Below are 25,179 nucleotides of genomic sequence, written 5' to 3' on the forward strand. Positions count from 1 at the left end.
ACGAATAACTATTATCCACAAACGGTGCCAGGCACCGTTTTAATCTGTTTCATAAATTCTTTTAATTGTATGTGCGGTCTCCTCAAGAATATAGATGACAGGGATTTGCGTAGTAATGTTTGCCTCACCTAAATATACTTCTGTCACATAGTAGGCAATATTTATATCTGATATTTTTGCTAGCGTACAATTTTTGCTATTTGTTATACTGACAATCTTGCTGCCTTCACTTTTTAATAAATTTGCTAGTTTTAAGGTATAATCGGTTTCTCCTGAAACTGATAAAATAATTGCTGTACTGTCTTTAAGGTCTTTACTATTTATTGGGTAAAAAGGGTCCTTAATAAAGGAAGCGAATTTACCTAAACTAGAAAAGTACCTAGCCCCATATTCAGCTAATATTCCAGAGCTTCCGGTTCCGAAAAAGATTACTTTTCCTGACTTAGCCACTAGTTCTGCAGTATCCTGAATGAAAGCTTCAAAATTACCTTTCAACGTTCTTTCCACAAATTCTGATAGAAAATACTTGGTAGATTTTAAATTGTTTTGCTCTTTTCTATCTAAGTAGAGCTTCAGCTTTACTTTAAACTCGGAAAAGCCATCACAATTTATTTTTCGGCAAAATCGTAGAATCGTAGAGGTTGAAACATGAGTTTGATCAGCTAGCTCTCTAATTCGCATATAGATGACCTTTTCACTATTTTTAATGATGTAGTTATATAAAGAAATTTCTAATTCATTAAAGGAAGTAATCATTTCATTCGTGAACATAATAAGTCCCCTTATACTAAAAATTCAGTCCTTTTTTCCTACTATCATAACATGAAAAAATAAATAAAAAACAGATTGTTTCAAAAATGGAACAAATGCCATTAAACGAAATTAAATCCTAAATTTTAAATTCGTCTTTTATTAAAAATGAAAACGTGTACAATGCAGGATAAGAGGAGGGATTAAATGAGTCATCAAAAAACAATCAACTTTCCCCAAAATTTTTTATGGGGATCAGCTTCAGCTGCTTATCAAATCGAAGGGGCGTGGAATGAAGATGGAAAGGGTCCTTCGGTATGGGATACCTTTACAAAAATTCCGGGGAAAACATTTCAAGGAACAAATGGTGATGTTGCTGTAGACCATTATCATCGTTATAAAGAAGATGTTGCTTTAATGAATGAAATGGGATTGAAGGCCTATCGTTTCTCTATTGCATGGAGCCGTATCTATCCTGAAGGTAGAGGGAAAATTAATGAAGAGGGTTTACGGTTTTATGACAACTTAATTAATGAATTAATAAAGTATGATATTGAGCCTATTATTACAGTGTACCATTGGGATTTACCGCAGGCCCTTATGGATTTATATGGCGGGTGGGAGTCACGTGAAATAATTGATGATTTTAATAATTACTGTATAACCCTTTTTAAACACTATGGGGATCGTGTGAAGTATTGGGTCACGTTAAATGAGCAAAATATTTTCATCCAAATGGGGTATGATCTTGGTACCCATCCTCCAAGTGTTCAAGACCCTAAACGAATGTATGAAGCAAATCATATTGCTAATTTAGCAAATGCTAAAGCCATTCAATCATTTAGAAAATTTGTTCCAAATGGTAAAATTGGCCCTAGTTTTGCATACACACCAAGTTATCCTTTTAGCAGTCATCCAGAAGACATACTTGCCTTTGAAGCGGCTGAAGAAATGACTAGCCATTGGTGGTTAGATATCTATTGTTGGGGGCATTATCCTCAAACTGTATGGAACTACTTGGAAAGGGAAGGCCTCACACCAACAATTGAGGACGGAGATTTTGAGTTACTTAAATTTGGGCGTCCAGATTTCCTTGGTATGAACTATTATCGAACAGGTACAGTTGAAAGGAATCCTTTGATCGGGGGGATTGGCAAGGGATCGATGAATACGACCGGAAAAAAAGGAACGACGAAGGATCATGGTATTCCCGGCCAATATAAAACAAGGAAGAACCCTTATTTAGAGGCAACAAATTGGGATTGGGAAATAGATCCAGTAGGCTTAAGAATTGGTCTACGCCGGTTAACTAGTCGTTATCAACTACCAATACTTATTACCGAAAATGGTTTAGGTGAGTTTGATAAACTGGAAGAAAATGATCAAATACATGATGATTATCGAATTGAATTTCTCCGTTCACATGTGGAGGCTTGTGGGCTAGCAATACAGGATGGTGTTGATTTAATAGGTTATTGTACTTGGTCTTTCACTGATTTACTCAGTTGGTTAAATGGTTATCAAAAAAGATATGGTTTTGTCTATGTTAATCGTGACGAACATGGAGAAAAAGACAGCCGTCGAATAAAGAAGAAAAGTTTTTATTGGTATAAAGAAGTCATTGCGAGTAATGGTCAGACTATTTTTAAGTCATGATGACTAAATCAAGGGGGATTTGTATTGAAAAAGCTTCTTTTGGTTTGCGCGGCAGGAATGTCTACTAGTCTATTAGTAAATAAAATGAATGATGCGGCAAAGGAAAAAGGAATAGAAATTGAAATATTTGCCTTGCCAGTTTCTGAATGTGAAAGTGTCGCAAGTGAGGTAGATATTGTTTTACTTGGGCCACAAGTGCGATATCAAAAACCACAGGTTGATAAAATTATTGATGGCAGAGTTCCGGTGGAAGTCATTGATATGAGGGATTATGGAACAATGAATGGAATGGCAGTATTGGAAAAAGCATTAAGCCTAATGGCATAATGCATGAACTCGAACAAAGGGGCATTTAAAGATTAATTTAAGGCTGTGGAATGAAGGAATTGTCGATCTTTAAGCTATCTTTACGTTAAAACATTACCTAAATAGCAACAACAAAGTTTAAGAAAAAAGCCTAATTTAATATTGCGGGGGGAGTATTCATGGGGTTTATGACTACGTTTGAAAGGGTGGCGGAAAAAGCTTTAGTGCCAATTGCTTCTAAGCTTAATTCGCAACGGCATGTCATCGCCATACGAGATGCGTTTATTTTGTCTTTTCCAATTACATTGGCAGGTTCGCTTGTACTCTTATTAAATTTCGCCATATTGGCACCAGATGGGTTTATTGCAAAAATTTTATTTTTGCATAAATTATTTCCAAATTTAGCCGATTTGCAATCGGTGTTTTCGCCAGTCATTAATGGTTCGGTAAATATTCTTTCTATGTTTATCGTCTTTCTTGTAGCAAGAAACTTGGCTATTTCTATGAAAGCAGATGAATTATTATGTGGATTAACAGGATTATCTGCATTTTTTATTATCTATCCTCCATATAAAGTGGTGGATGGAGGAAGCTTTTTAACAACACAATGGGTTGGTGCACAAGGTTTATTTGTTGCTCTCATTGTTGGATTAATTGTCGGTGAACTTTTTAGTAGATTAACAAAATATAAGAAGCTCCAATTTAATATGCATCCATCAGTACCACCAGCTGTTTCCCGTTCGTTTAAAGTATTGTTTCCAATCATTATTATTGTTGTTCTTTTTGCAATTGGAAACGGTATCATCAATGCTTTTTACCCCAAAGGAATACATCAATTTATTTATGAAGTACTTCAAACACCTTTAAAACATCTAGGAACTAATATTGTATCACTCGTTATATTGGCGATTGTCTCTAATTTATTATGGGTATTTGGGATTCATGGTCCTAATACAATTGCCGCCATCCGGGAAGGTATGTTTGCTGAGGCCAATCTGGAAAACCTGAATTTTGTTGCTGAACATGGAACCGCTTGGGGAGCACCATATCCAGTTACTTGGGCATTAAATGATGCCTTTGCTAATTATGGTGGTTCAGGAATGACATTAGGTTTATTAATTGCAATTTTTATTGCCTCTAGGAGAAAGGATTATCGAGATATTGGTAAATTATCCATTGGTCCAGGACTTTTTAACATCAATGAACCGGTTATTTTCGGATTGCCTGTCGTATTAAATCCTATTTTAATTATTCCTTTTATCCTTGTACCTGCTGTTAATATTATCATTGGTTATCTTGCAATGGTAACAGGGTTAATTCCACCAATTGCTTATGCCGTACCATGGACAACACCAGGGCCACTCATTGCTTTCCTTGGTACTGGTGGAAACTATGTGGCATTACTTGTTGGTATCATATGTTTAGCCGTATCCACCCTTGTATATCTACCGTTTGTTATTGCAGCAAATCGAGCATTGGAGAAGAGCAATAGCAGTAATGAACAATCCAATTCAGAAAAATTAGCGTAGGGAATGAGAAAATGAATCATTATGTCGTACAAATAATGGCCGGTCAAATTAAATTTGTTCAGGATTTTTTTAAAGATTATAAGGATGAAAAGATAAAAACATCTCTAAAATCTGTTGAAAGAATTAGAGCTGTACTGGATGTTGTATCAGATTTACCACAAGAGGAAATGATCAAGCATATTAAAAATACATTTAAACACTCACCTATTGGTTCGGCATTGCACTTTACTGTTCAAATAGTGGAATAAATCACTAATAAAGAGTAGGTGATGTGCTTAGGCCATCACCTAAATATATTAGCTTGATAAAGGGTGATCGTATATGGAAGGAATGGAGCTTGCTGCTTTTCATATTATAAGCAATGTGGGAACAGCGAAAAGTTTGGTTATGGAGGCCCTATATGCTGCACGAGAAGGGGAATATAAGGCAGCAGAAAATAAATTAATAGAATCTAGAAAGTTTTTAACCGAAGGACATCATTCCCATCAACAATTAATTCAAAAAGAAGCGTCAGGCACTCAGCTGCCGTTTTCCTTATTAATCATGCATGCTGAAGATCAGATGATGAGTGCGGAAATAATGAGTGATTTAGTTCAAGAAATGATTCGGATGTATCAAGAGATAAACACATTAAAGGGCACTTATTCAAAATGAAACGTTAAAAGTTGAGGAGGATACCATGAAAGACGGAATAAAAATTGTTACGATAGGCGGAGGTTCCAGTTATACCCCAGAACTAATTGAAGGATTTATTAATCGCTATCATGAGCTTCCCGTTAAAGAACTTTGGCTCGTAGATATTGAAGAAGGAAAAGAAAAATTAGAGATTATTGGCCAGCTAGCAAAGCGGATGATCGAAAAGGCAGGGGTACCCATAGAGGTCCATCTCACAATAGACCGAAGAGAAGCGTTATTGGATGCGGACTTTGTTACGACACAATTTAGAGTGGGCTCATTGGATGCTCGTGCGAAAGATGAGCGAATCCCTTTAAAATATCATGTGATCGGTCAAGAAACGAATGGGCCAGGTGGATTATTTAAAGGTTTGCGCACAATACCTGTTATTTTGGAAATTTGCAAGGACATAGAGGAATTATGCCCTAATGCTTGGCTAGTGAATTTTACTAATCCAGCAGGGATGGTGACTGAGGCAGTATTACGTTATAGCAATATTAAAAAAGTGGTTGGATTATGTAATGTTCCGATTGGAATGCGCATGGGAATTGCCAAAGCATTAAAGGTGGAACCTAATCGAGTCCATGTAGATTTTGCGGGTCTTAATCATATGGTATTCGGCTTGAATGTTTACTTAGATGGGGAAAGCATTCTTGATAAGGTCATTGAAAGCATGGCAGATCCAAAGAATGAAATGACTATGAAAAATATTGCCGGACTTACTTGGGAACCTGACTTTATACGAGGTCTTGGTGTAATTCCATGTGGCTATCACCGATATTATTATAAAACGAGTGAAATGCTAGCTGAAGAGCTTGAATCAGCAGAAAAACAAGGAACACGCGCAGAGGTCGTTCAAAAGCTAGAGAAAGAGTTATTTGAATTATATAAGAGTCCGGATTTGAACATAAAGCCACCTCAATTAGAAAAACGTGGGGGTGCCTATTATAGTGATGCTGCCTGCAGTCTAATCAACTCGATATATAATGATAAACGTGACATTCAGCCAGTTAATACGAGAAATAATGGTGCAATCGCTAGTATTCCCAATGACTCAGCAGTAGAAGTCAATTGTATTATTACAAAGGATGGCCCTAAACCGATCTCCGTAGGAGATTTACCTGTAGCGGTAAGGGGATTAGTCCAACAAATAAAATCATTTGAACGAGTAGCGGCAGAAGCAGCAGTAACAGGTAATTATGAGACGGCATTATTGGCAATGACAATTAATCCACTCGTACCATCTGATACAGTGGCAAAACAAATTTTGGATGAAATGCTGGAAGCGCATAAAGAGCACCTACCGCAATTTTTACATGAAAAGCAGCCTTCTTAAACAAGGCTGCTTTCTGGGGATTCGCGGATATATCTGGATTTTCGCGGATAAATACAAATAATCGCGGATAAATCGAGTAATTCGCAGATATATTATAAAACCCGCAGATAAATCGAATAATTCGCCGTTATCCTCCATCTCCTATAAGGAGTAGAACCGTTTCGTGTTTTCATACAAAACAAGATAAACTTCTTCAACGTCCATCTGTTTTAATTCTGCGATTTTCCGAATCGATTCATGAATCATTTTTGGATGAGTGATTTGTTCCTTGAACGGTCCTTCAAATGGCCATGGTCCATCTGTTTCTACCATTAGTTGTGACAATGGATACTGTTTTGCTAGCTGCTGAATTTCTCCTTCATAAAGAATATCGGGTGTGATCGAAATAAAGTAACCATTGCTTATCATCCGTTCAGTTGTTTTTTGATCACCTTTGAACCAATGAAAATGGGCTTTATTATATGAATATTTTTCGAGTAATTCGCAAACGAGTGGCGCATCATCATAGACAGCATGTAGAACAATAGGTTTATCCAAAGCAACGGCTTGCTGAATAAATAACTGCAATATTTCAAGATACGGTTCAAGTGGAATATTCTTTTGCTCTTGTCTTAAATAATATGGCAAGCCAACTTCACCAACAGCAATCATTTCATTGAAATGTTTATCAATGAAATGTTGGAGATCAGCAATTTCACTATCCTTTGGTATAGCCTGCTCGGGATGAAAACCGAAGGCGGGTTTTATCCTCCCATCCCATTGTGCCAATGTTAAATTTTTATGAGCAGAAGATAAATGCTGTGAAACAGAAATAAGTGATTCTACTCCATACTTTTCCAGTTCCTTTACTATCCGCATACCATCTGTATCCTCATACATATCCAAGTGGATATGGGCATCTATGATTGGCTTATTCATGAGAACCCCTCAATTCCTGATAGATCATTTTTTTCCATTGTAAAAATTCCTCTGTTAATAGCAAATCTTCTAGTCTAGGACGCTTAAAAGGGACAATGAATTCCTTCTGCACCGTAGCTGGTTTGCTGGAAAGAACAATAATTCGGTCAGATAGAAAGATTGCCTCTTCAATACTGTGTGTGACAAATAGTATGGAGCGTTTATACTCAGACCAAATCGATAGCAGCCATTTTTGCATTTCGAGTCGGGTAAATTCATCTAAAGCGGAAAATGGCTCGTCTAAACAGATGATGGATTGAGGACTAAGCATACTGCGAATAAAGGAAACACGTTGTTTCATCCCTCCTGATAATTCATGCGGATAGACATGTTCGTATCCTTTTAAGCCTGCACGTTCAATCATTTCTAATGCTTTTTCTTTATTGATTTTTCCTGCTATTTCTTGCCCTAGTAAAACATTTTGCAAAATTGTTCTCCACGGTAAGAGGGAAGGGGTTTGAGGGGTATAGCTGATGACCCCACGTTTCCCATTCACCTGTTGGCCTTCTATTAAAATAGAACCAGAATCAGGTAAGCTAATGCCCCCGATCATTTGGAAAAGAGTACTTTTGCCACTTCCAGATGGTCCTAAAATAGAAACAAATTCGCCTTCATTGATTGAAAAAGAAAGATCTTTTATTATTTGAAGATCACCAAATGATTTTGCTAGATTTTGTATGTCTAATTTACTCATGATGGTTTCCCTCTTCCTTTGGCTGCCATTTAACCACTTTTTTTTCGATAAGAACGATGAAGGCAAAAAATAGTAGTGCGAGAAAGATAATAATGAAAATTGCTACAAACACACGATCCGTACGAAACGAAGATGAAGCCAAGGTCATGTAAACACCAATTCCTTTATTAGCTCCAAGCCACTCAGAAATAACAGCACCCATGACACTATAGGTTGCAGAAATCTTCAATCCTGAAAAAATGGATGGCAGTGCATGTGGCCACTCTACTTTCCAGAATAATTGCCTCTTTGATGCACCTGCCATTTGCATGTAATGCTTTAACTCCTGACTTGTTTGCCTAAAGCCATCTAGCGCAGCAACCGCTATTGGGAAAAAGCAAACAAGTGTAATAACAATGATTTTGGGTAGCATCCCAAAGCCAAACCAAATGACTAGTAAAGGTGCTAAGACGATGATCGGAATATTTTGCGAAATAATTAATAACGGATAAAAAGCCTCTTTAAAAAATGAAACAAGATGCAAGCCAATGGCAATAAGAATGCCAACACTGCTACCGATAATAAAACCTAAAATGGCTAATTGAATGGTTGATAGTAAATGATGAGAATACCCATCCCAACCAGTTACCCCTTCATGTAAAATTTGTGTTGGAGATGGAAGAAGCCATTCTGGTATAGCAAATATTTTTGTAATTGATTCCCAGATGATGAATAAAAGGATGATGACCAAAATTGGCCGCCATCCTTTCTGAAGTAACGCCTTCATTAGCGATATTTCTCCGTTAATTGATCCATTGAAGCCCCATTTGGTTGATAAAGAACCTTAATTTGTGAAATGACATTTGGACTGCCAAGCTCGATCATTCGTTGATTCATTTTTTCAACGATCGCAAATAGCTCAGTCAAATCTCCTTCCATTGTCGTCTCCAATGGATTTACTTGATATTTCACTCCTGAACGGTCAATAATTGAAATCGCTTCGTCTACGTAAGGTATCACATTTTCACCGTTTTTTGTCTTTGGGATTATTTGAATACTTAATAATGCATTTGCCATTCTTAATCACTCCTCTATTATTTTGGTAAATATTGATTTGTAAATGCTTTCTTGCTATCTAGTTTTTTATCTAATAGATGATTGTCATACATCCAGCTAGCATAGTTTTCCCAAATCTCTTGTTTTTGCTCGCCCCAACGCGCGGCATCATCTTGATATTTTGGTGATAACCATTTTTGACTAGCTTTCACAAGTTTTGAATCTAAATCAGGAACGGCTTTTATTAATAGATCTGCTGCATCGTCTGGATGATCAATGGCATATGTATATCCTTTGGAAGTCGCAGCAAGAAAATGTTTAATCGTTTCTGGATCTTTTTCTATCATTTTCTCATTCGTCGTTAATACAGGTGTATAGTAATCTAGTTTGTTAGAGTAATCGGTTAAATAGACCATATTGATTTTCTCGCCGCGAAGTTCCGCTTCGACCCCAGTCCATCCATAATATATCCAGGCAAAATCAATATCTCTTTTTACAGCGGTAAAAAAGTCCGTTTCACCCATATTAATGATCTTCGTTTTTTCTACATCTGCATGCTCTTTTTTCATTAAAGAATCAAGGACTGCTTTTTCAACGGGTGCACCCCAGCCACCATATGTTTTATTTTCGAAATCCTTTGGTGAAGTAATATTTTTTTCCTTTGGAGAAGCAAAACCAGATGTATTATGTTGAATGATGGCAGCAATTGAAACAATCGGTACACCTTGTATTCGTGCTTCTGTAATACTTTCTTGTGCACTTATTCCGAATTGTGCCTTTCCAGCAGCAACAAGCTGATCAGCACCAGCTTCTCCAGGCTGAATAATATCAACATCTAAGCCTTCATCCTTAAAATATCCTTTTTCCTTTGCCACATATAATCCTGTATGATTGGTATTTGGTGTCCAATCTAAAACTACAGTCACATGCTTTAATCCTTTTTTCTTACTGTTTGCTGAATCATTGTTATTACTGCAAGCTGTTGTTAATAAAAGCAATGAGCTAACAATAATCATTAACCACTTTTTCAATTGAGTTCCTCCTTGTTAGATTGTACTAAGCTGTAAAGGATGGTAGCTGAGAGACTAGTCTTTCAAATAAAAAGCCCTAGGTTTTTAACCTAGGGCACATATAAACATACAAAATAAATATATTCAATATGTTCCCTCCGCTGGTCTCAACCAGATCAGGTTCAAAGAGTCAGTATCTTACGGATACAATCTCAACCAGCAACACTGGTCCCCCTACAACTTAAATAGTAGATATTCAATTTTCAATCTTTCAACGTTACTATGCCATACCTTTTTATTTTTTACAAGTGAAAAAGCGATTCAATAGAAATATTATTGTATCGTGCCTTACACTGTGCGATAAGTTCATCTTCATTTAAGAATGTTTCAGTAAAGCCAAGCTGTTTACCTAATTGGGTAATATAGGGTTGTTCTAGATAAGCTATATTTAGTATTTCTTCGTTGGAAAAAACGGTTCGTGTATCGCCGTCTAAAAGGATTTTTCCTTGGTTAAAAATAATTGTCCGTTCAAATACTTCTGCTACAAAATCCATGTCATGCAAAATGCATAAGACAAGTTTTCCCTCATGAATTAGATGTCGTATAATTCTTTTAAGCTTTTCCTTTCCATCATGATCCTGTCCCATAGTCGGTTCATCAAAAATTATGATATCTGTTCGCATTGCAAGGACAGAGGCAATCGTTACCAATTTTCGTTGTGAAAGGCTCAAGTCATAAGGATTTCGTTCTGCATGTTCATTGAGTCCAACCATTTCAAGTGCTTCTGTTGCATTTTGTTTTGCTTCTTTAACTGATTGTCCTATATTTAATGGCCCAAACATCACTTCATCCATTACTCGATTTTTAAAAATTTGATCATTAGGATTTTGAAAGACTAACCCAATTGTTTTTGCTAATTTTGCAGCAGTCTGCTCTTTCGTATTGATGCCATTAATTAAAATTTCACCTGAACTTGGAGTCAATAATCCTTTTAATAATTTTACAAGAGTGGTTTTCCCTGCTCCATTTTGACCTATCAGAGCTGTGCTTTGATTTGAAATCTCGAGATTTATCCCATGAAAAATAGGAGATTCAAGTGAATAGGAGAAATGAAGATCTTTAATAATTATTCGCATCATTTTTTTTCACCCCGTTCACTATGGATATGACCGATTGTTAAGATCTCATTTAATGTCACAGGAAGTAAACTATCCTCTTTATTAAAAATATTTAAAGCCCGAGCAATTTTTGTGAAAATAGGAGGAGAAACCCCGTAATCCAATATATCTTTTTTGGAAAATATCTTTTTCGGGGTGTCAAAATCAATGAGCTTTCCCTCGTGTAATAGGAGGATTTTGTCCGAATACTGAGCGAGCTTCTCCATCTTATGTTCAGCCATAATGACTGTCATTCCTTCTTTAGTTAAGCTTTCAACTACCTTAAAGACTTCATCCGAACCTTGGGGATCCAGCTGGGAAGTTGGTTCATCTAATATTAATATATCTGGTCGCATTGCGAGTACACTTGCAATCGCTACACGCTGCATTTGACCTCCGGAAAGGCTGAAGGGATTTTTTTCTTTTATATGTTCAATATCTAATAATTTTAAGCTCGCCTCAATGCGAGTCTTCATTTCTTCGCGCTCTATTCCCATGTTTTCCAGCCCGAAGGCGATTTCATCAATTACCGTAAATTTTGAACCAGTAATTTGAGAAAATGGATTTTCAAAAACGAGTCCAACCTTCAATGAAAGATCACAGATTTCAGTATTCATGACTTCTAAATCATCAATGAAAACCTGTCCACCATAGGCCCCTTTAAAAAAGTGTGGGACGAGTCCTGTTAGCGCATAGCAAAGGGTGGATTTTCCGGAAGAATTTTTTCCAACGATCCCTATGAATTCCCCTTGCTTGATTTCGAATGAAATGTCATTAAGTGCAAGCTTCTCTGAGTGAGGATATCGATATTTCAAGTCGTTTACACGTATTTTATTCATATGGTTAACCTCCCAACAATGATTAGGATAAAGGCCAAAAATAAGGTGAATTTCAAGCTTTTACTATAGGGGTATTTCCTCGCTTTTTTAAAATGAGTTTTTTTCCCTTTTGCATTAAATCCACGGACTTCAAGGGCAATTGCACGCTCCTTTGTATCATTAAGTGAATTAAGAACGACAGGACCAATTAAAGGAAAAAAGGACTTTAAACGAACCAATATATGTCCTTCTGTTTCCATCCCCCGAGATCTTTGTGCATCGATGATCTTCCCCATTGTCGCACGCATTTGAGGAATAATTTGTAAGACAGACAAGAATACATAACCGATCTTCCGCGACATGCCTTTTTTTACTAAAGAATCAATTAATTCATCTGGCTCTGTAGTTAAAATGAGTAATCCAAAGGCGCAGAGCATATTAAATATTCGCAGGACCAAAAGACATGCATAGGAGATTCCTTCCTTGTAAATAGTAAATCCTCCAATTTCAACGAAAGGTGTAGAACGGTTGGGGTGAAATAAACTTTGCACGATAATGATCGAAAGAATTAATAAGAAACTGACCCCTAGAATGGGTAAAATTTTTCGAAACACCTTTCCTATTAATAGTAAAAGGATACTGATAAAAGTTGTGATGATTGCAGCTCTAAGATCAGGGATAATATATGTGGCTGCAATTGATACGAAAACATATAAGAGCTTAGTCAATGGATCAATGTGATGAATGAGAGAATTTCTCTCAACATACAGTGTCATAGATTTCATAGTATCCCTCCAAAAATGCATGATAGAAGAGGCCATCTATTAAAGAGTAGACACCTTAATAGACAGCCATATCCATTGTCAACTTTATAATGATTCAATCTTATTCTGATTGTTATAGATTGTTGTTAAATTTTGCGGAAGTCCTTTGAAAATAAGATAACTAATAATAACTGTTGCGATTTTATCTGGGACATCAACAACGATACTGTCTAAAAATGATGCAAGCCATTGAGGTAGGTTATGAGCGATAGAGTAAGCATACAGTGCATCCCCCCATACATTTCCCGTTTGTCCTCCCCAAAATATCATATTTAACGGTGTGGAAATCGTTGCTGCGACCGCACCGACTATAATTCCAATCATAATTGCCTTCCCTATATTAGCAATCCACCCTTTGTATGCCATGATACCAACAATAAGACCGATAACTCCACTCGTTATGGCATAGACAAAGGAGATTGGATCTTGGGTAAAACCATAAATGATATTGTTAGCAATTCCAGAGATTGCCCCAATTATTGGGCCAGCAAGCATACTTGCCAGTACTGTGCCAATCGCATCTAACCATAATGGCAGTTTTAACAGGCCAGCGAATAATTTACCTAAATAGTTAATCCCTATAGCTGCTGGAATGAGAACTAGTGCAGCAGTTGAAAATTTTAAAGACCACATACTATTTTTCATGTTTCTTTCCCCCTTATAAATGTTTGAAAAAATAATCTACTAAAATAAGACGATTTAATTCTACTACACTTTTTAAAAATATACGACAAGTGTCTTTACACTAGTAAAAAACTTTTGTTGAGTGTATGATATTTATGAATAGGAAAAGGATTTGATTAATAAAGAATATGCAAGAATGGATCTGGACATTCGATGATTGGTTTTGTTTATATTGTGTAAATTTTTTGTAAATCCTTCTTTAGGTGGTTGCAAAAGTTAGGACAATTTGAAATATTATTTTTAAGAGAAATAGAGTAGATTAATAGACATTAATTGATTCTATTTCTAAATTTTGATGGGAGGAAATAAATATATGGGTTATCGAAACAAATTTTTAATAGGATCGGTGACAGTTGCGATTGCAGCATCAAGTATTTCCCCGGCTTTGGCCGCAGAGAATAAATCAGCATTTGCTGATGAAAATCAATTTGGGATATATAAAGACTTTATTCTAAAGGCAGTCGAGCTTGGTTTAATCAAAGGGGCAAATAAGAATGGAAACACTTATTTTTATCCAAACCAACAATTAACCCGTGAGCATGCTGTCTTGATTTTAGGACGCAATCTAGGAGAAGTAGATACGACAGGAGTTCAACAATTCAAAGATGTCGATCAGCTTCCAAAGGATCATGAGTTAAGAGAGAATGCCCTAAAGGTTAGGAAAAATGGTATCTTCTCTGGATGGAAGGATAATCTTCAATATAAAGCAATATTAACACGTGAGGAAATGGCAAAGATATTAGTTCAAGCCTTTCAATTAAAACATGTGGAAGATTCTAATATAAAAGTAACCGATTTAAATAAAGCGGGAAAGGAATATCAAGAGGATATCACCATTCTCGCCGAAAATGGGATTACGGTAGAGAAGGTCTTCAATCCGAAAGCGAAAGTGACGCGTGGACAATTTATTACGGCACTTATTCGTGCAATAAATAGTGGAGATAAGAAAGAAGGAAATTTTGAGCTAACATTAATGCACACAAATGATACACATGCTCATTTAGATAATATTGCAAAACGAATTACAGCAATTAAAGAAGTTAGGTCACAAAGCAAGAATACATTATTACTAGATGCAGGTGATGTCTTCTCTGGAACGCTCTATTTTAATGAATACCTAGGACAGGCAGATTTAGAGTTTATGAACCTTATAGGCTATGATGTGATGACATTTGGCAATCATGAGTTTGATCAAGGAACAAAGCCTTTAGCCGAATTCGTAAAAAATGCAAAGTTCCCGTTTGTTAGTGCCAATGCTGATTTCTCAAAAGATGTCAACTTAAAGGATCGATACCATAATGAGTTAGCTACTACTGCGAATGATGGGGAAATATACAATAGTATAATTAAAGAAATCAATGGGGAAAAAGTAGGGATATTCGGCTTAACAACAGCTGAAACAAAGGATATTTCAAGCCCTGGGGATGTAGAGTTTAAAGATTATATTGAAGAAGCAAAAAAAGCGGTTGAACAGCTCGAAAGCCAAGGAATTAATAAAATTATTGCTCTTACCCATATCGGCTTCGATGATGGCGGTGGTGACAATGACCTGACATTGGCAAAAGAAGTAGAAGGGATCGATGTCATTGTCGGTGGGCATTCACATACGAAACTAGCAGAACCGGTGAAGGATACAACGGGCTCTGAACCGACCATCATTGTTCAAGCTAATGAATATAGTAATTTCCTAGGAACTCTTGATGTAGAGTTTGATGAAAAAGGAAAGGTTATTGGATATGCTGGAAAGCTTCTAGACCTTAATGAAAAGAAGGATGATCAATATGTAATTAAGGATGATCCTGAGGCTGCTGAAATTTTAGCAACGAAATATAAGCCAGCAGTAGATGCAAAGAAGGAACTTGTAGTTGGAAAAACAAATGTTGAATTGGTAGGAGGAAATCCAGCTGCACGGACAATGGAAACGAATTTAGGCGATTTTATTGCTGAAGGAATTTTGGAAAAGGCCAAAAAGATCAATCCGGATACTATGATTGCTTTCCATAATGGAGGAAATGTTCGTGTTTCAGTGGACGCAGGTAATATAACAGTGGCAAAAATTCTTGAAATTCTCCCATTTGGAAACTCGTTAGGAATATTGAATCTATCAGGTGCTGAGATAAAAGCGGCTCTAGAGCATAGTGTGAAAGATGCGCCTAAACCATTCGGTGGCTTTTTACAAGTAGCTGGTTTAAAGTTCACATATGACAGCAGTAAAAATGCAGGAGAAAAAGTTGTATCCATTGAGGTGAAAGACAAAAACGGGCAATTTGTCCCGTTAGATGAAAAACAAAACTATTATGTAGCTACTAATATTTTTACGGCTAAAGGTGGAGATGGCTTTACTGTATTTGAAAAAGCATCATCTGAAGGACGATTAAGTGAACCTGGCTTTGTAGACTGGGAAATCTTTAAGGAATACTTAGATTCTCAACCAAACAAAACGATTGAACCAAAGACAGATGGTAGGATAATTGATATTACAAAGCCATAGAATATTTATAGATTGATAGAAAGAAGGGGCTTAGGTGCCCCTTTTTTCTTTTTAAAGGCTCTATATTTTTGTTAGTAGATAGAGTAAAAAGAATCTGATACATCGGATCATCCACCTTAATATCAAATTCGGTAACAAAGGTTCCTTTTATTTACCTCTGATATATCAGCATTTGCAATGAATAATTTTCATGACTGGTAGTGTTTACTTCATTCCTGCCAATATGATTACAAAAGTACTGGGTTAATTTTCCTAATTCTATAAACGCTTCCTTTTTATTCTAGTAACTACCTATTTTTTCCTCTATAATCAAAAATATTGATTTGATTATGGAGGTAAGCTGTATGGGGAAAAAAGTAATTTTAACACTGGCAATTATTTCATCCATGCTTTTATTTGCGGCATGTGGAAGCAGTGAAAAGGCTTCAAAAGAAAAAGAAACGAAGCCGAAAACTACGGAAATAAAAAGTGATATACAGAAGAAAGAGAAGGAAAGCGTAGATAAAGAAGAAGAGTCTAAAGACTCAGGAGAGATTTTAAACCCAGCGATTGCTAAGGAAACAGAAGGTAATGTTGAAGTAGTATATTCGAATAATCAACCAAATTTTAGCCATGAAATGGATGGCTTCAAGGTAAATGTGGAAGAATATCAAATTGTTAAGGTAACAGATATGAATCCTGATGTAACCATTCCATTTAAAGATCAAACGGATGGATATGTCGTAACAGCAAAGGTAACCCTAGAAAATAATACAGGTAAACCAATGTATTATACAAATTTTCATAGAATTCAATTGACTGATCAATATGATTATGTTTCATCAAATTGGAAATCCTTTGTCTCAGAAGATCAACAAATTAATACGATTAAAAAGGAAAAGGATGAAGTATCTTTATTTGCAGCAGGTGAGAAAGTTACTGGTTTATTAAATTTCTTATTTACGAATGAACAATTTGAAACAATGAAAACAGTAAAACCTAAATATATTATCGAGGGCGGAGTTGCTGATAACGACCAATTTAAAGGAAGCTTCAGAGGGGATTCTCCCGCATATGATTTTATTTATAGTGGTGAGCAGAAGAAAGCAATTGCTACTCAGCCAAAATTTTATCAAGATCGTTTAACAATGGACAATATGGCGGATAAAAAGATGATTTTTGAAAAAACGGGTATTGATAAAACCTTGCGGCTTGGAGATGTAAAAGTGACTCTTGAAGGTGTTCAATATACGGATATTACGCCAACTGCAGCCAGCAAAGAACGTTTTAGAAATTTTAATGAAAGTGGTATCGTTGCATTAACCGTGAAATTAAATATAGATAATCAATCCAATCAACCAGTATCCATTTGGAATATTGGTTCGAAATTAAGAATTGATAAAAATCGTGCAACTGTTTTTTCTCAAGGGATGGTAGAGCCTAGTAACCCTAAAGAGATAAAAGCCGGTGAAAAAGGCGAGAAGCTTCATGTCTTCTTATTTAATAAAGATGAATTTGGTATATTTAAGAAATTTGATTTAGAATTTGGTCCTTTTTATGGGGAGGATGGAAAAGGTTTATTTAAGGATAAGACAGTAACATTTACTTTACCTCGATAAAAAACATCTATTGAAAATAGGCTTTGAGAATCATTGTTAAAAAGCAGCTAATCTTTGAAAAAACAGATTAGCTGCTTTTTTTATGAAAGGCACTTTTGTACTGGGGAAAATTTGTAAGTCATTCACATTTGAATTAGCCTATATTTTTTATATAGTAATCATTTATTTATTCCACGAATACAAATAAGTAATCACAATGTTAATTTTGTAAAGTGGAGGTAATAATGAAGATTTCAAGATTGTTTAAGTTGGTAATTTGTACTGTTTTAACCTTTCCATTGATTGGAATGCTCTTTTTTACAGGTGATCCAAAGGCAGCCTCACTTCAAGTTGGAACAGTTGATTTAGAAAGTGGAACATTAAATGTTAGGAGTGGACCAGGAATACAATATAAACGTATTGGTGCTCTGAAAAATGGGGCAACTGTTACCGTTTATTACCAAACTAAAAATGGCTGGTCCGAAATAAGGTATAACAAAAAGAAAAGCTATGTTTCTAGCCAGTACTTACGTGTACACTTACAAATGAATTCCTCTGTAGCAAAGGGAATTACCGATAAAGTTATTAAAGCACAAAGAAAAACGTGGGAAAAAAACTACACAAAAAAACAAATCTATGCCATGATGTCTCCACACTACACGACTTCATACATAGATAAGTATTTTAAGCAACAAATGAGAACAGCGGGGAAAGATAAAAATGGGAATCAGCTATTTCATGTCATTGAAACAGAAATTTGGGGCTATTCTCTTGACACGATTGACTGGAAACTAGAGTACCAACCGAAAAAACCAACCATCAAGTATTATAAAAAAAATGGGAAGGAATATCTTGAAGTATCCCAATTTATGGTCGATGAACTCAGTGGAAATCATACAAGTACACTGTATCTACTTAAGGAAAGCACAAAAGAAAACTGGAAGGTTTATAAATACGAACGAAATTTTAATGATTAATGGGTGGCTCAATCCACCCCTCTTATAGCAAAAAAAGATGTGTTATACTATTCTTTATCGAATAATTTTTGCTTAAGGGGTGTGAAGAGCCATTGAAGTATTTGAAAAATATCTTGAAAGCGTTGTCCAATTTTTTCCTTCATTATATAGATTACATTTTGTTTCTATTTCTAATTACTTTTAAACTATTTTTATTTGCTCGCTTAACGGGGACAGTGTTTGTAAAACAAGGAACAGTTCAATATTTATCGACTTTTTTCGATTGGCTCCTACATTGGAATGGAGATAGCCTAGATCTACTTCGAAAAGGAATCGTCATGATCAGCTTAGGTGCAATACTGCTCCTATCATTCTGGATTCTCTTTTTGCCGAGAAGAGCGAGATTTTTATCTTTAGTCATACTCAATTTCTTGATTACTTTTATGATATTTGCTGATTTAATCTATTTCCGTTACTTTGAAGATTTGATTTCAGCGAATGTACTGCTACAAATTGGACAAGTTGGTGCATTAGGAAATAGTATTTCTAATTTATTTTCAGGAATTGATTGGATATTTTTTATTGATATTCTTGTGCTTATTCCTATTACGATTTTTGTATTCAAAAAAGTAAAAAGAACAAAAGCATCGAAACAGAAACGAATAACTAGAGCTGCTAGCGCAGTTGTCATATTTGCAGTTGGATACTTACTAGTCGCCTATCCGATGAAGGTTTTTATTGCAAAAGGGGGAGGCTATCTTTTTGAAAAAACCTTATCAAATATGAGAGTTTATGAAGTAACGGGTCTACTAGGCTTTCATGGGTTTGATCTTTATAAATTTGTGAATGAAAATGTCCTTCATAAAAATACAATTAGTGAAAAGGAAAAGAATCATATACAGGAATGGTTTACGGATCATCAAAAGAAAATTTCCCAAAAAACTCCCTATTATGGTATAGCAAAAGGGAAAAATGTCATAACGGTCCAAGTCGAGGCATTCCAAAACTTTTTCATTGATAAAAAGGTGAATGGCCAAGAAATTACGCCAAATCTAAATAAGTTGAAAAAAGAAAGCATGTATTTTAATCATTTTTATCATCAAACAGCTTCTGGGCGAACATCGGATGCAGAGTTTTTGAATAATACTTCTCTTTATCCTTTGTATACAGGGTCGGCCTATATTAACTATTCTGGTAATACATTTACTGCTTTACCAGAGACCTTGAAAGACAATGGCTATGAGACAGCAGCATTTCATGCCTATAAGCCAAGCTTCTGGAATCGTTATCTAATGTATAAAACCATTGGAATTGATACTTTTTATAGTCTAGATACATTTAAGCAGGATGAAAAATTAGGATGGTCTATTTCAGATGAATCGATGCTTCGACAATCAGCTGAAAAAATGGTGAAATTAAAAAGTCCGTTTTACTCTTTCTTAATTACGTTATCCAGTCATCATCCATATAATTTACCGTCCAACTATCAAGAGTTAGATCTAAATGGATACCAAGACGGTACGTTTAAAAATTACTTACAGTCTGTCCACTATGTAGATAAAGCAATCGGGACATTTATTGAACAATTAAAGAAAGATGGATTATGGGATGAGTCAATTGTTATTTTCTATGGTGACCACGATAGTGGACTAATGAAAGCAGATAGTGAAATTGCTCAATTTGGCGGTGCAAAAGGTGAGGATCTTACCTTCAATCAAATGAAGGGAGAAGTTCCAATGTTTATACATTTACCTGGTAACGAAAAAGCTGGAGTTTATCAGCAGGTTGGCGGGCAAATTGATATTTCCCCAACAATTATGCATTTATTAGGTATATCACCGAAAGGAAAATATATGATGGGTACACCTCTGTTCCAAGAAGATAACAGATTAGTTGTCTTTAGAACGGGGGCATATACGACTAATCATGTTTATTATCAACCATCCCTTGATGGTAAATTTGAGAATGGGACATGCTTTGATACAAAGACGAAAAATAAAACAACTTTAGACGCATGCAAAAAGGATTATGAGGAAGCGACCGATCAATTAGAAATATCAGACGCAATATTAAAAGGAAATTTAATAAAATTATTCAAAAAAGATGGCAAATGATGCCATCTTTTTTTTGTTAGTGTAGAAAATTGTAATATCAATAGAAGTATTGTCGAAACTATTTTAAATTATCGCAGGATTGTACATAATAATACAAAAGAACTATCTACTTCCTAAATCTAGAAGAAAATAGGTGAAATATGCATGATAGGTGAAAACACGTATTTCCAATTAAAAGAGAAGATAGAATCTTTGAGAAAGAAAATGATTGAACGTGGAATGAAAAAGGGGTTCCAAGATCAAGAGACCTTGTTTTTTAGTAAAGAGCTTGATAAATTGATTTATCATTATCAAATGAAAAGTATGAATTAACTATAGTGTTTGCTTATTGATGCAAAGTTCAAAAAAGGTGCTAGATGTTACCCATAAACTGGGTGACATCTAGCACCTTTTTCTCTTTTTCGCTATTTTTCGAGTTTCATATTGGTTTTACTAGTTTACAAGTTTATAATAGAATAGGGAACTTTTAACAACTATGTGAAAGGAGAGAAAATTTTTGTGAAATCTCGGATTATAAAAATAGCATGTATGATGCAAGTCGGATTGCTTTTATTATGGGCATTTTCGACTGGTAGTCCACTAAAAGCCTCAGCAGCCACAGTAAATGAACAATTTAAAGTATCTTCTGGAGTTAATTATACAGATTTTCGAATATCTGAATCTACTAGAAAACAAGCCGTACGTGTCATGGAGGTAAATGTTAATGATCCATACACAAATGTCGAAGTTGGCGTATCTAGTATTATGAATAAACTCAAAAAGACAACGACACATGCATTAGAGCATCATTATGATGGGCATCTAGTTGTTGGCGCAATTAATGCATCCTTTTTTCATCTAGGAGCACCTATTAATCTAGTATCACAAAATAATAAATTGGTTCATGCAGGAACGATATCAAGTAGCAAAGACAAATACATAAATGAACCAATTGCATTTGGAATGAATAGTAATGGCAAAGGTCAAATTGATCATTATGACCTTAGTATGAATTATGTACATAATGGGAAAACATACAAGATTACTAGTACAAATAAAGAACGATCAACAAATAATACTATTTTATATACCCCATATTTCCCTAGTGAAACAACAAATACAAATGAATGGGGAACAGAGGTAGTTGTTACATTTCCTGAAGCACCTACTCTTGAATTTGGTAGCCAAGTAACAGGTACAGTTGAACAGGTACGCAATGTAGGAGATAAAACAAAAACAATAATCCCGAAAAATGGTGTCGTTATTTCAGGGAATGGAAAAGGCTCAGACCAATTAAAAGATGTAATGGTGGGAGATAGTATTACCCTTTCGATCGATATTGATTCGAAATGGAAGGATTCCTCATTTATGGTCGCTAGTGGTCCGATGCTTGTAAAAGATGGACGTGTGTCCCTTTCGATGAATCCAAACAGTTCGGAAGCTGTAACGAGAGCGCCGAGAACTGCTGTCGCTATTAATAAAACAGGTGATAAAGTCTTTTTTGTAACTGTAGATGGACGACAAAGCGGCTATAGTACAGGAATGAATTTAACAGAGTTTGCAAACTACCTAGTAAGTATGGGTGCTGATCGTGCATTAAATCTTGATGGTGGTGGATCTACAACAATGGCGGTTCGTTATCCTGGTACTGACACAGTACGTCTAGCTAATAAACCGTCTGACGGAGTGGAAAGAACAGTATCAACGATATTAATGGCTGTTTCCACAGCTCCTAAAGGTGAAGTTCGCTCAATTACAGTGAAGAAGTCTAAAGAGGGAAAACTAAATGTTGGTGACTCTATTAAAATTCTACCGGGTACTGCTGTAGATACTTACTATAATCCTGTTAAACTTTCAGAGAGTGATTTATCTTTAGAAGATGTCAATAAATTAGGTTCTGTCTCTGGCAATACATTTACAGCTAAGAAGCCTGGAAAGGGTACGATTAAAGTTAAATACGGGAATGTTAGTACAACTGTAAATATTGAGATAGCTGATAATAGTACATCATCCTTTAAAGATGTTAGTAATTCCTTTTGGGGGAAAACAGAAATTGAAGAATTAGTGAGAAAGGGAATTATTACGGGGTATCCAGATGGGACATTTAAACCAAACAATACGATTAGTCGTGGCGAAACAGCTGTCATGCTGACTAGAACGTTAAAATTGGATACAAGCAATGTGAAGGATCCAGGATTTAAAGATGTTTCGAAAACTGATATGTATTACAAAGAAATAGCAGCGGCTGCAAATGCAGGTTTAATTAAAGGTCGTGAAAAGGACAAATTTGTATCAAATGGTAAATTATCACGTGCCGAAATGGCAGTTCTCATTCAACGTGCATTTAAATTACCATATGAAAATAATAAATATTTTTCAGATGTTCCTAGTTCACATTTTGCCTATCAATCAATCAACTCAATTGCAAAATTGAAAATTACTGAAGGCTATCCAGATGGAACGTATCGACCAAATAACTCAATTACAAGAGCTGAGTTTAGTGTGTTCTTAACAAGAGCATTGAAATAAGAGACTGCATTAACTTTGATAATTGTATTGAAGTTAATTGCCATAGATAAAAGGGCTGAGAATGTCGAAGTTTTCCTTCACATTTTCAGCCCTTTTTGTTTATTTTGTTCTAAAATCCGTATTCATCATCCTGGCAAGCATGGTTGAAAATTCAGCACGAGTAATTTTCTCATTAGGTTTAAATGATCCATCAGGATATCCCTGGGTAATTTGATTTGCTTGTAAAATCATAATATATTCATTTGCCCAGTGTTTATTTACATCATTAAAAGTATGTTGAAGTGAGCCCTTTAAGTGGAATGCTTCTACTAAAATTTTTGCCATTTCTCCTCTCGTTAATGATTGACTTGGATAGAAATAGCCATTATTACCGGAGAAGATTCCTTTTTCAGTTAATTTTGCAATGGTAGTATAGCCATAGGTATTCTTGGTTACATCCTTATAGTTTGGATCAGGAGCAATGGTGTCGTCAAATATAATGGATCGTTTGATTAATAAACCAGAATGTACACGCTGAATAAGATCGTTAGCACCAAATTTTCCATTATCATATCCTGCAATAATCCCTTTTTGTGCTAAATAGATCACTTCATCAGCTGCCCAACTTGGCACTGTATCTTTAAACGATATCGTTTGTCCATTATTTTCAAATGATTTCCAAAAAGAATTTGCTATAACAAGATAGCCATCCTTATTAGGGTGGATATCTGCAGGGTTTGGTAGATAGTCTTTTGCATGTACATTAAATTCCTCTGCCGTTGCCACATAGATGGCACCAAATTTTTCTGTTGCCTCTTGAATGGTTGTATTTAATAATTGTAATAATTGTAAAAGCTGTGTAGTCTGTTCCTTAGATAGATTTGGAAATGGGTTGTAGTATCCCATGACATATATTTTAGCGTTGGAGTTTAGCTCACGAATTTGATTAATGATTTGAACGGTATTTGTTCCAACAGTTGTAATGGCTGCTTTTAATTTCTCAGGATCATATTCTAAAGTACCTTTAGAAAAATCTACTTTTATCTCTTTTAATAAATCATTTGCACCTGCATCAATCGTAATGATTTCGGCATCGGCAATCATCTTCTGGATATTTGCTTCTTTCCCAGATAAATCGGGTTTGCTTATATTATTTTGAATATCCTCTAGAACATTCGTTGTTGTATATCCTGGCACAGCGAATCTTTTATCAAAGCTTCCTAATAATTGAACTTCATCGAGTTGCTGGGCTAGAAAATCAGCGTATCCTTTATCTATTCCTTTATTAGGTGTTTGACCCGCGGCTAAGGAATCTCCTAAGGCAAGATAATCCAATTTTTGTTTTGAAGAAGCATAAGATGGGGAACAAAGCATACCTACCATAAGCAATAAAGCAAATAAACTGCTACATATTCTTTTTCTCAAAAATATCTCCCCCTATATAATAGATTCGAATGTAATATTTCGCGACAAAAGTACTAAAGTCCTCTAATTTTTTAAAAATACAGAAATATAATTTTATAGTTTGTTGCTTTTGTCAAAGCCCAACTATATGTTTTACACCAAATAAAGGATTCAGAGAGGTCTTAAGAGTTTTTAATTCTTTTCTCGTGGAATGATAGGGGACTAGCTATATGAATCGGTATTTTCTACCTTCAGGTGAATCAAACCCTCTCATTAGTTACCGTGCACAGGTGATTTCCATCTTCTCGGTAATGAAACGCGCACAAAGGTTCCCGTGTAAAGGTGAATTCTATCTTCCGGGTAAAGAATCGGTCAGAAAGGTTCCCGAACAGAGTTGAATACCATCTTCCGGGTAAAGAATCGGTCATAAAGGTTCCCGAACAGAGTTGAATACCATCTTCCGGGTAACGAATCGTTCAGAAAGGTTCCCGAACAGAGATGATTGCGACCTTCCCGGTAACGAATCGTTCAGAAAGGTTCCCGAACAGAGTTGAATACCATCTTCCGGGTAACGAATCGTTCAGAAAGGTTCCCGAACAGAGTTGAATACCATCTTCCGGGTAACGAATCGTTCAGAAAGGTTCCCGAACAGAGTTGAATACCATCTTCCGGGTAACGAATCGTTCAGAAAGGTTCCCGAACAGAGTTGAATACCATCT

Annotated in this window: 24 protein-coding genes and 1 riboswitch; of the genes, 13 read left to right on the forward strand and 11 right to left on the reverse strand. The window is 35.6% G+C overall.

The genetic code is table 11. The annotated features are described in order from the left end of the window. Window positions 1-39: 39 nt before the first annotated feature. Window positions 40-771 (reverse strand): MurR/RpiR family transcriptional regulator, encoded by a 732-nt coding sequence (locus NST63_RS05450; RefSeq protein ID WP_212944731.1) that lies wholly within the window; start codon window positions 769-771, stop codon window positions 40-42. 186 nt (window positions 772-957) lie between these two features. Between NST63_RS05450 and NST63_RS05455 the strand changes: the two genes are divergently transcribed. The 6 genes from NST63_RS05455 (at window position 958) to NST63_RS05480 (ending at window position 6,252) form a co-directional block, all read left to right on the forward strand. Next, a complete protein-coding gene (locus tag NST63_RS05455; RefSeq protein ID WP_341041516.1) occupies window positions 958-2,406 on the forward strand; it encodes a glycoside hydrolase family 1 protein in 1,449 nt (482 codons plus the stop codon). Between the two features lie 24 nt (window positions 2,407-2,430). Then, entirely contained in the window at window positions 2,431-2,733 is a 303-nt protein-coding gene (locus NST63_RS05460) for a PTS sugar transporter subunit IIB (protein WP_071975123.1), read from the forward strand. Window positions 2,734-2,891: 158 nt separating this feature from the next. Then, window positions 2,892-4,241: a PTS sugar transporter subunit IIC gene (locus NST63_RS05465; protein ID WP_212944730.1), complete on the forward strand. Its 1,350-nt coding sequence runs from the start codon at window positions 2,892-2,894 to the stop codon at window positions 4,239-4,241. Between the two features lie 11 nt (window positions 4,242-4,252). Next, the gene (locus NST63_RS05470; protein WP_058003495.1) at window positions 4,253-4,489 is read left to right on the forward strand and encodes a hypothetical protein; all 237 of its coding nucleotides are present in this window, start codon (window positions 4,253-4,255) and stop codon (window positions 4,487-4,489) included. 73 nt (window positions 4,490-4,562) lie between these two features. Beyond that, window positions 4,563-4,895, forward strand: coding sequence for a PTS lactose/cellobiose transporter subunit IIA (locus tag NST63_RS05475; RefSeq protein WP_212944728.1), 333 nt, complete (start codon window positions 4,563-4,565; stop codon window positions 4,893-4,895). 25 nt (window positions 4,896-4,920) lie between these two features. Beyond that, window positions 4,921-6,252, forward strand: a complete 1,332-nt coding sequence (locus NST63_RS05480; protein ID WP_278890405.1) for a 6-phospho-beta-glucosidase — start codon at window positions 4,921-4,923, stop codon at window positions 6,250-6,252. A 141-nt stretch (window positions 6,253-6,393) separates the two neighbouring features. Here the strand turns inward: NST63_RS05480 and NST63_RS05485 are convergent, their stop codons facing one another. The 9 genes from NST63_RS05485 to NST63_RS05525 form a co-directional block, all read right to left on the reverse strand. Next, window positions 6,394-7,170, reverse strand: coding sequence for a TatD family hydrolase (locus NST63_RS05485; protein WP_341041519.1), 777 nt, complete (start codon window positions 7,168-7,170; stop codon window positions 6,394-6,396). Next, window positions 7,163-7,903: an ABC transporter ATP-binding protein gene (locus tag NST63_RS05490; RefSeq protein ID WP_212944725.1), complete on the reverse strand. Its 741-nt coding sequence runs from the start codon at window positions 7,901-7,903 to the stop codon at window positions 7,163-7,165. Before NST63_RS05490 ends, NST63_RS05485 begins: the two co-directional genes overlap by 8 nt. Then, window positions 7,896-8,669: an ABC transporter permease gene (locus NST63_RS05495; RefSeq protein ID WP_078110335.1), complete on the reverse strand. Its 774-nt coding sequence runs from the start codon at window positions 8,667-8,669 to the stop codon at window positions 7,896-7,898. Before NST63_RS05495 ends, NST63_RS05490 begins: the two co-directional genes overlap by 8 nt. Beyond that, window positions 8,669-8,959 carry a thiamine-binding protein gene (locus NST63_RS05500; protein WP_058003501.1) on the reverse strand — a complete coding sequence of 97 codons (291 nt, stop codon included), beginning with the start codon at window positions 8,957-8,959 and terminating at the stop codon, window positions 8,669-8,671. The genes NST63_RS05495 and NST63_RS05500 overlap by 1 nt, the downstream gene beginning before the upstream one ends. A gap of 17 nt (window positions 8,960-8,976) precedes the next feature. After that, on the reverse strand, window positions 8,977-9,969 hold the full coding sequence (locus tag NST63_RS05505) for an ABC transporter substrate-binding protein (RefSeq protein WP_341041520.1): 993 nt from the start codon (window positions 9,967-9,969) through the stop codon (window positions 8,977-8,979). Window positions 9,970-10,084: 115 nt separating this feature from the next. Then, window positions 10,085-10,194: riboswitch (TPP riboswitch) on the reverse strand. Window positions 10,195-10,250: 56 nt separating this feature from the next. After that, a complete protein-coding gene (locus NST63_RS05510; protein WP_445663894.1) occupies window positions 10,251-11,087 on the reverse strand; it encodes an energy-coupling factor ABC transporter ATP-binding protein in 837 nt (278 codons plus the stop codon). After that, on the reverse strand, window positions 11,084-11,944 hold the full coding sequence (locus NST63_RS05515) for an energy-coupling factor ABC transporter ATP-binding protein (RefSeq protein ID WP_341041522.1): 861 nt from the start codon (window positions 11,942-11,944) through the stop codon (window positions 11,084-11,086). Before NST63_RS05515 ends, NST63_RS05510 begins: the two co-directional genes overlap by 4 nt. Next, a complete protein-coding gene (locus tag NST63_RS05520) occupies window positions 11,941-12,708 on the reverse strand; it encodes an energy-coupling factor transporter transmembrane component T family protein (protein WP_180212067.1) in 768 nt (255 codons plus the stop codon). The genes NST63_RS05515 and NST63_RS05520 overlap by 4 nt, the downstream gene beginning before the upstream one ends. Window positions 12,709-12,792: 84 nt before the next feature. After that, a complete protein-coding gene (locus NST63_RS05525; RefSeq protein WP_058003506.1) occupies window positions 12,793-13,392 on the reverse strand; it encodes a hypothetical protein in 600 nt (199 codons plus the stop codon). 352 nt (window positions 13,393-13,744) lie between these two features. On the opposite strand from NST63_RS05525, the gene NST63_RS05530 reads away from it, so the two are divergent. The 6 genes from NST63_RS05530 (at window position 13,745) to NST63_RS05555 (ending at window position 23,077) form a co-directional block, all read left to right on the forward strand. Then, window positions 13,745-15,922: a 5'-nucleotidase C-terminal domain-containing protein gene (locus NST63_RS05530; protein ID WP_341041524.1), complete on the forward strand. Its 2,178-nt coding sequence runs from the start codon at window positions 13,745-13,747 to the stop codon at window positions 15,920-15,922. A gap of 344 nt (window positions 15,923-16,266) precedes the next feature. Continuing rightward, window positions 16,267-17,520 (forward strand): DUF5068 domain-containing protein, encoded by a 1,254-nt coding sequence (locus NST63_RS05535; RefSeq protein WP_341041525.1) that lies wholly within the window; start codon window positions 16,267-16,269, stop codon window positions 17,518-17,520. A 224-nt stretch (window positions 17,521-17,744) separates the two neighbouring features. Further along, on the forward strand, window positions 17,745-18,476 hold the full coding sequence (locus tag NST63_RS05540) for an SH3 domain-containing protein (protein ID WP_341041526.1): 732 nt from the start codon (window positions 17,745-17,747) through the stop codon (window positions 18,474-18,476). A gap of 92 nt (window positions 18,477-18,568) precedes the next feature. Then, window positions 18,569-20,569, forward strand: a complete 2,001-nt coding sequence (locus NST63_RS05545; protein WP_341041528.1) for an LTA synthase family protein — start codon at window positions 18,569-18,571, stop codon at window positions 20,567-20,569. A 144-nt stretch (window positions 20,570-20,713) separates the two neighbouring features. Further along, window positions 20,714-20,881: an aspartyl-phosphate phosphatase Spo0E family protein gene (locus tag NST63_RS05550; protein ID WP_078110326.1), complete on the forward strand. Its 168-nt coding sequence runs from the start codon at window positions 20,714-20,716 to the stop codon at window positions 20,879-20,881. A gap of 186 nt (window positions 20,882-21,067) precedes the next feature. Further along, window positions 21,068-23,077 carry an S-layer homology domain-containing protein gene (locus tag NST63_RS05555; protein WP_212944717.1) on the forward strand — a complete coding sequence of 670 codons (2,010 nt, stop codon included), beginning with the start codon at window positions 21,068-21,070 and terminating at the stop codon, window positions 23,075-23,077. A gap of 99 nt (window positions 23,078-23,176) precedes the next feature. Here NST63_RS05555 and NST63_RS05560 read toward each other — a convergent pair whose 3' ends face one another. Next, entirely contained in the window at window positions 23,177-24,481 is a 1,305-nt protein-coding gene (locus NST63_RS05560) for an S-layer homology domain-containing protein (RefSeq protein WP_212944716.1), read from the reverse strand. Window positions 24,482-24,690: 209 nt separating this feature from the next. On the opposite strand from NST63_RS05560, the gene NST63_RS05565 reads away from it, so the two are divergent. Beyond that, window positions 24,691-24,858 carry a hypothetical protein gene (locus NST63_RS05565; protein WP_341041535.1) on the forward strand — a complete coding sequence of 56 codons (168 nt, stop codon included), beginning with the start codon at window positions 24,691-24,693 and terminating at the stop codon, window positions 24,856-24,858. Window positions 24,859-25,179 lie beyond the last annotated feature (321 nt).

The organism is Heyndrickxia sp. FSL W8-0496 (assembly GCF_038007825.1).
Lineage (GTDB): Bacteria > Bacillota > Bacilli > Bacillales > Bacillaceae_C > Heyndrickxia > Heyndrickxia oleronia.

Coding starts and splice junctions, on each gene's coding strand:
- NST63_RS05510 (WP_445663894.1), bottom strand. CDS start 11,087: ATGATGCGAATAATTATTAAAGATCTTCATTTCTCCTATTCACTTGAA.
- NST63_RS05525 (WP_058003506.1), bottom strand. CDS start 13,392: ATGAAAAATAGTATGTGGTCTTTAAAATTTTCAACTGCTGCACTAGTT.
- NST63_RS05450 (WP_212944731.1), bottom strand. CDS start 771: ATGTTCACGAATGAAATGATTACTTCCTTTAATGAATTAGAAATTTCT.
- NST63_RS05520 (WP_180212067.1), bottom strand. CDS start 12,708: ATGAAATCTATGACACTGTATGTTGAGAGAAATTCTCTCATTCATCAC.
- NST63_RS05490 (WP_212944725.1), bottom strand. CDS start 7,903: ATGAGTAAATTAGACATACAAAATCTAGCAAAATCATTTGGTGATCTT.
- NST63_RS05470 (WP_058003495.1), top strand. CDS start 4,253: ATGAATCATTATGTCGTACAAATAATGGCCGGTCAAATTAAATTTGTT.
- NST63_RS05480 (WP_278890405.1), top strand. CDS start 4,921: ATGAAAGACGGAATAAAAATTGTTACGATAGGCGGAGGTTCCAGTTAT.
- NST63_RS05495 (WP_078110335.1), bottom strand. CDS start 8,669: ATGAAGGCGTTACTTCAGAAAGGATGGCGGCCAATTTTGGTCATCATC.
- NST63_RS05475 (WP_212944728.1), top strand. CDS start 4,563: ATGGAAGGAATGGAGCTTGCTGCTTTTCATATTATAAGCAATGTGGGA.
- NST63_RS05485 (WP_341041519.1), bottom strand. CDS start 7,170: ATGAATAAGCCAATCATAGATGCCCATATCCACTTGGATATGTATGAG.
- NST63_RS05550 (WP_078110326.1), top strand. CDS start 20,714: ATGATAGGTGAAAACACGTATTTCCAATTAAAAGAGAAGATAGAATCT.
- NST63_RS05455 (WP_341041516.1), top strand. CDS start 958: ATGAGTCATCAAAAAACAATCAACTTTCCCCAAAATTTTTTATGGGGA.
- NST63_RS05535 (WP_341041525.1), top strand. CDS start 16,267: ATGGGGAAAAAAGTAATTTTAACACTGGCAATTATTTCATCCATGCTT.
- NST63_RS05500 (WP_058003501.1), bottom strand. CDS start 8,959: ATGGCAAATGCATTATTAAGTATTCAAATAATCCCAAAGACAAAAAAC.
- NST63_RS05515 (WP_341041522.1), bottom strand. CDS start 11,944: ATGAATAAAATACGTGTAAACGACTTGAAATATCGATATCCTCACTCA.
- NST63_RS05465 (WP_212944730.1), top strand. CDS start 2,892: ATGGGGTTTATGACTACGTTTGAAAGGGTGGCGGAAAAAGCTTTAGTG.
- NST63_RS05540 (WP_341041526.1), top strand. CDS start 17,745: ATGAAGATTTCAAGATTGTTTAAGTTGGTAATTTGTACTGTTTTAACC.
- NST63_RS05530 (WP_341041524.1), top strand. CDS start 13,745: ATGGGTTATCGAAACAAATTTTTAATAGGATCGGTGACAGTTGCGATT.
- NST63_RS05565 (WP_341041535.1), top strand. CDS start 24,691: ATGAATCGGTATTTTCTACCTTCAGGTGAATCAAACCCTCTCATTAGT.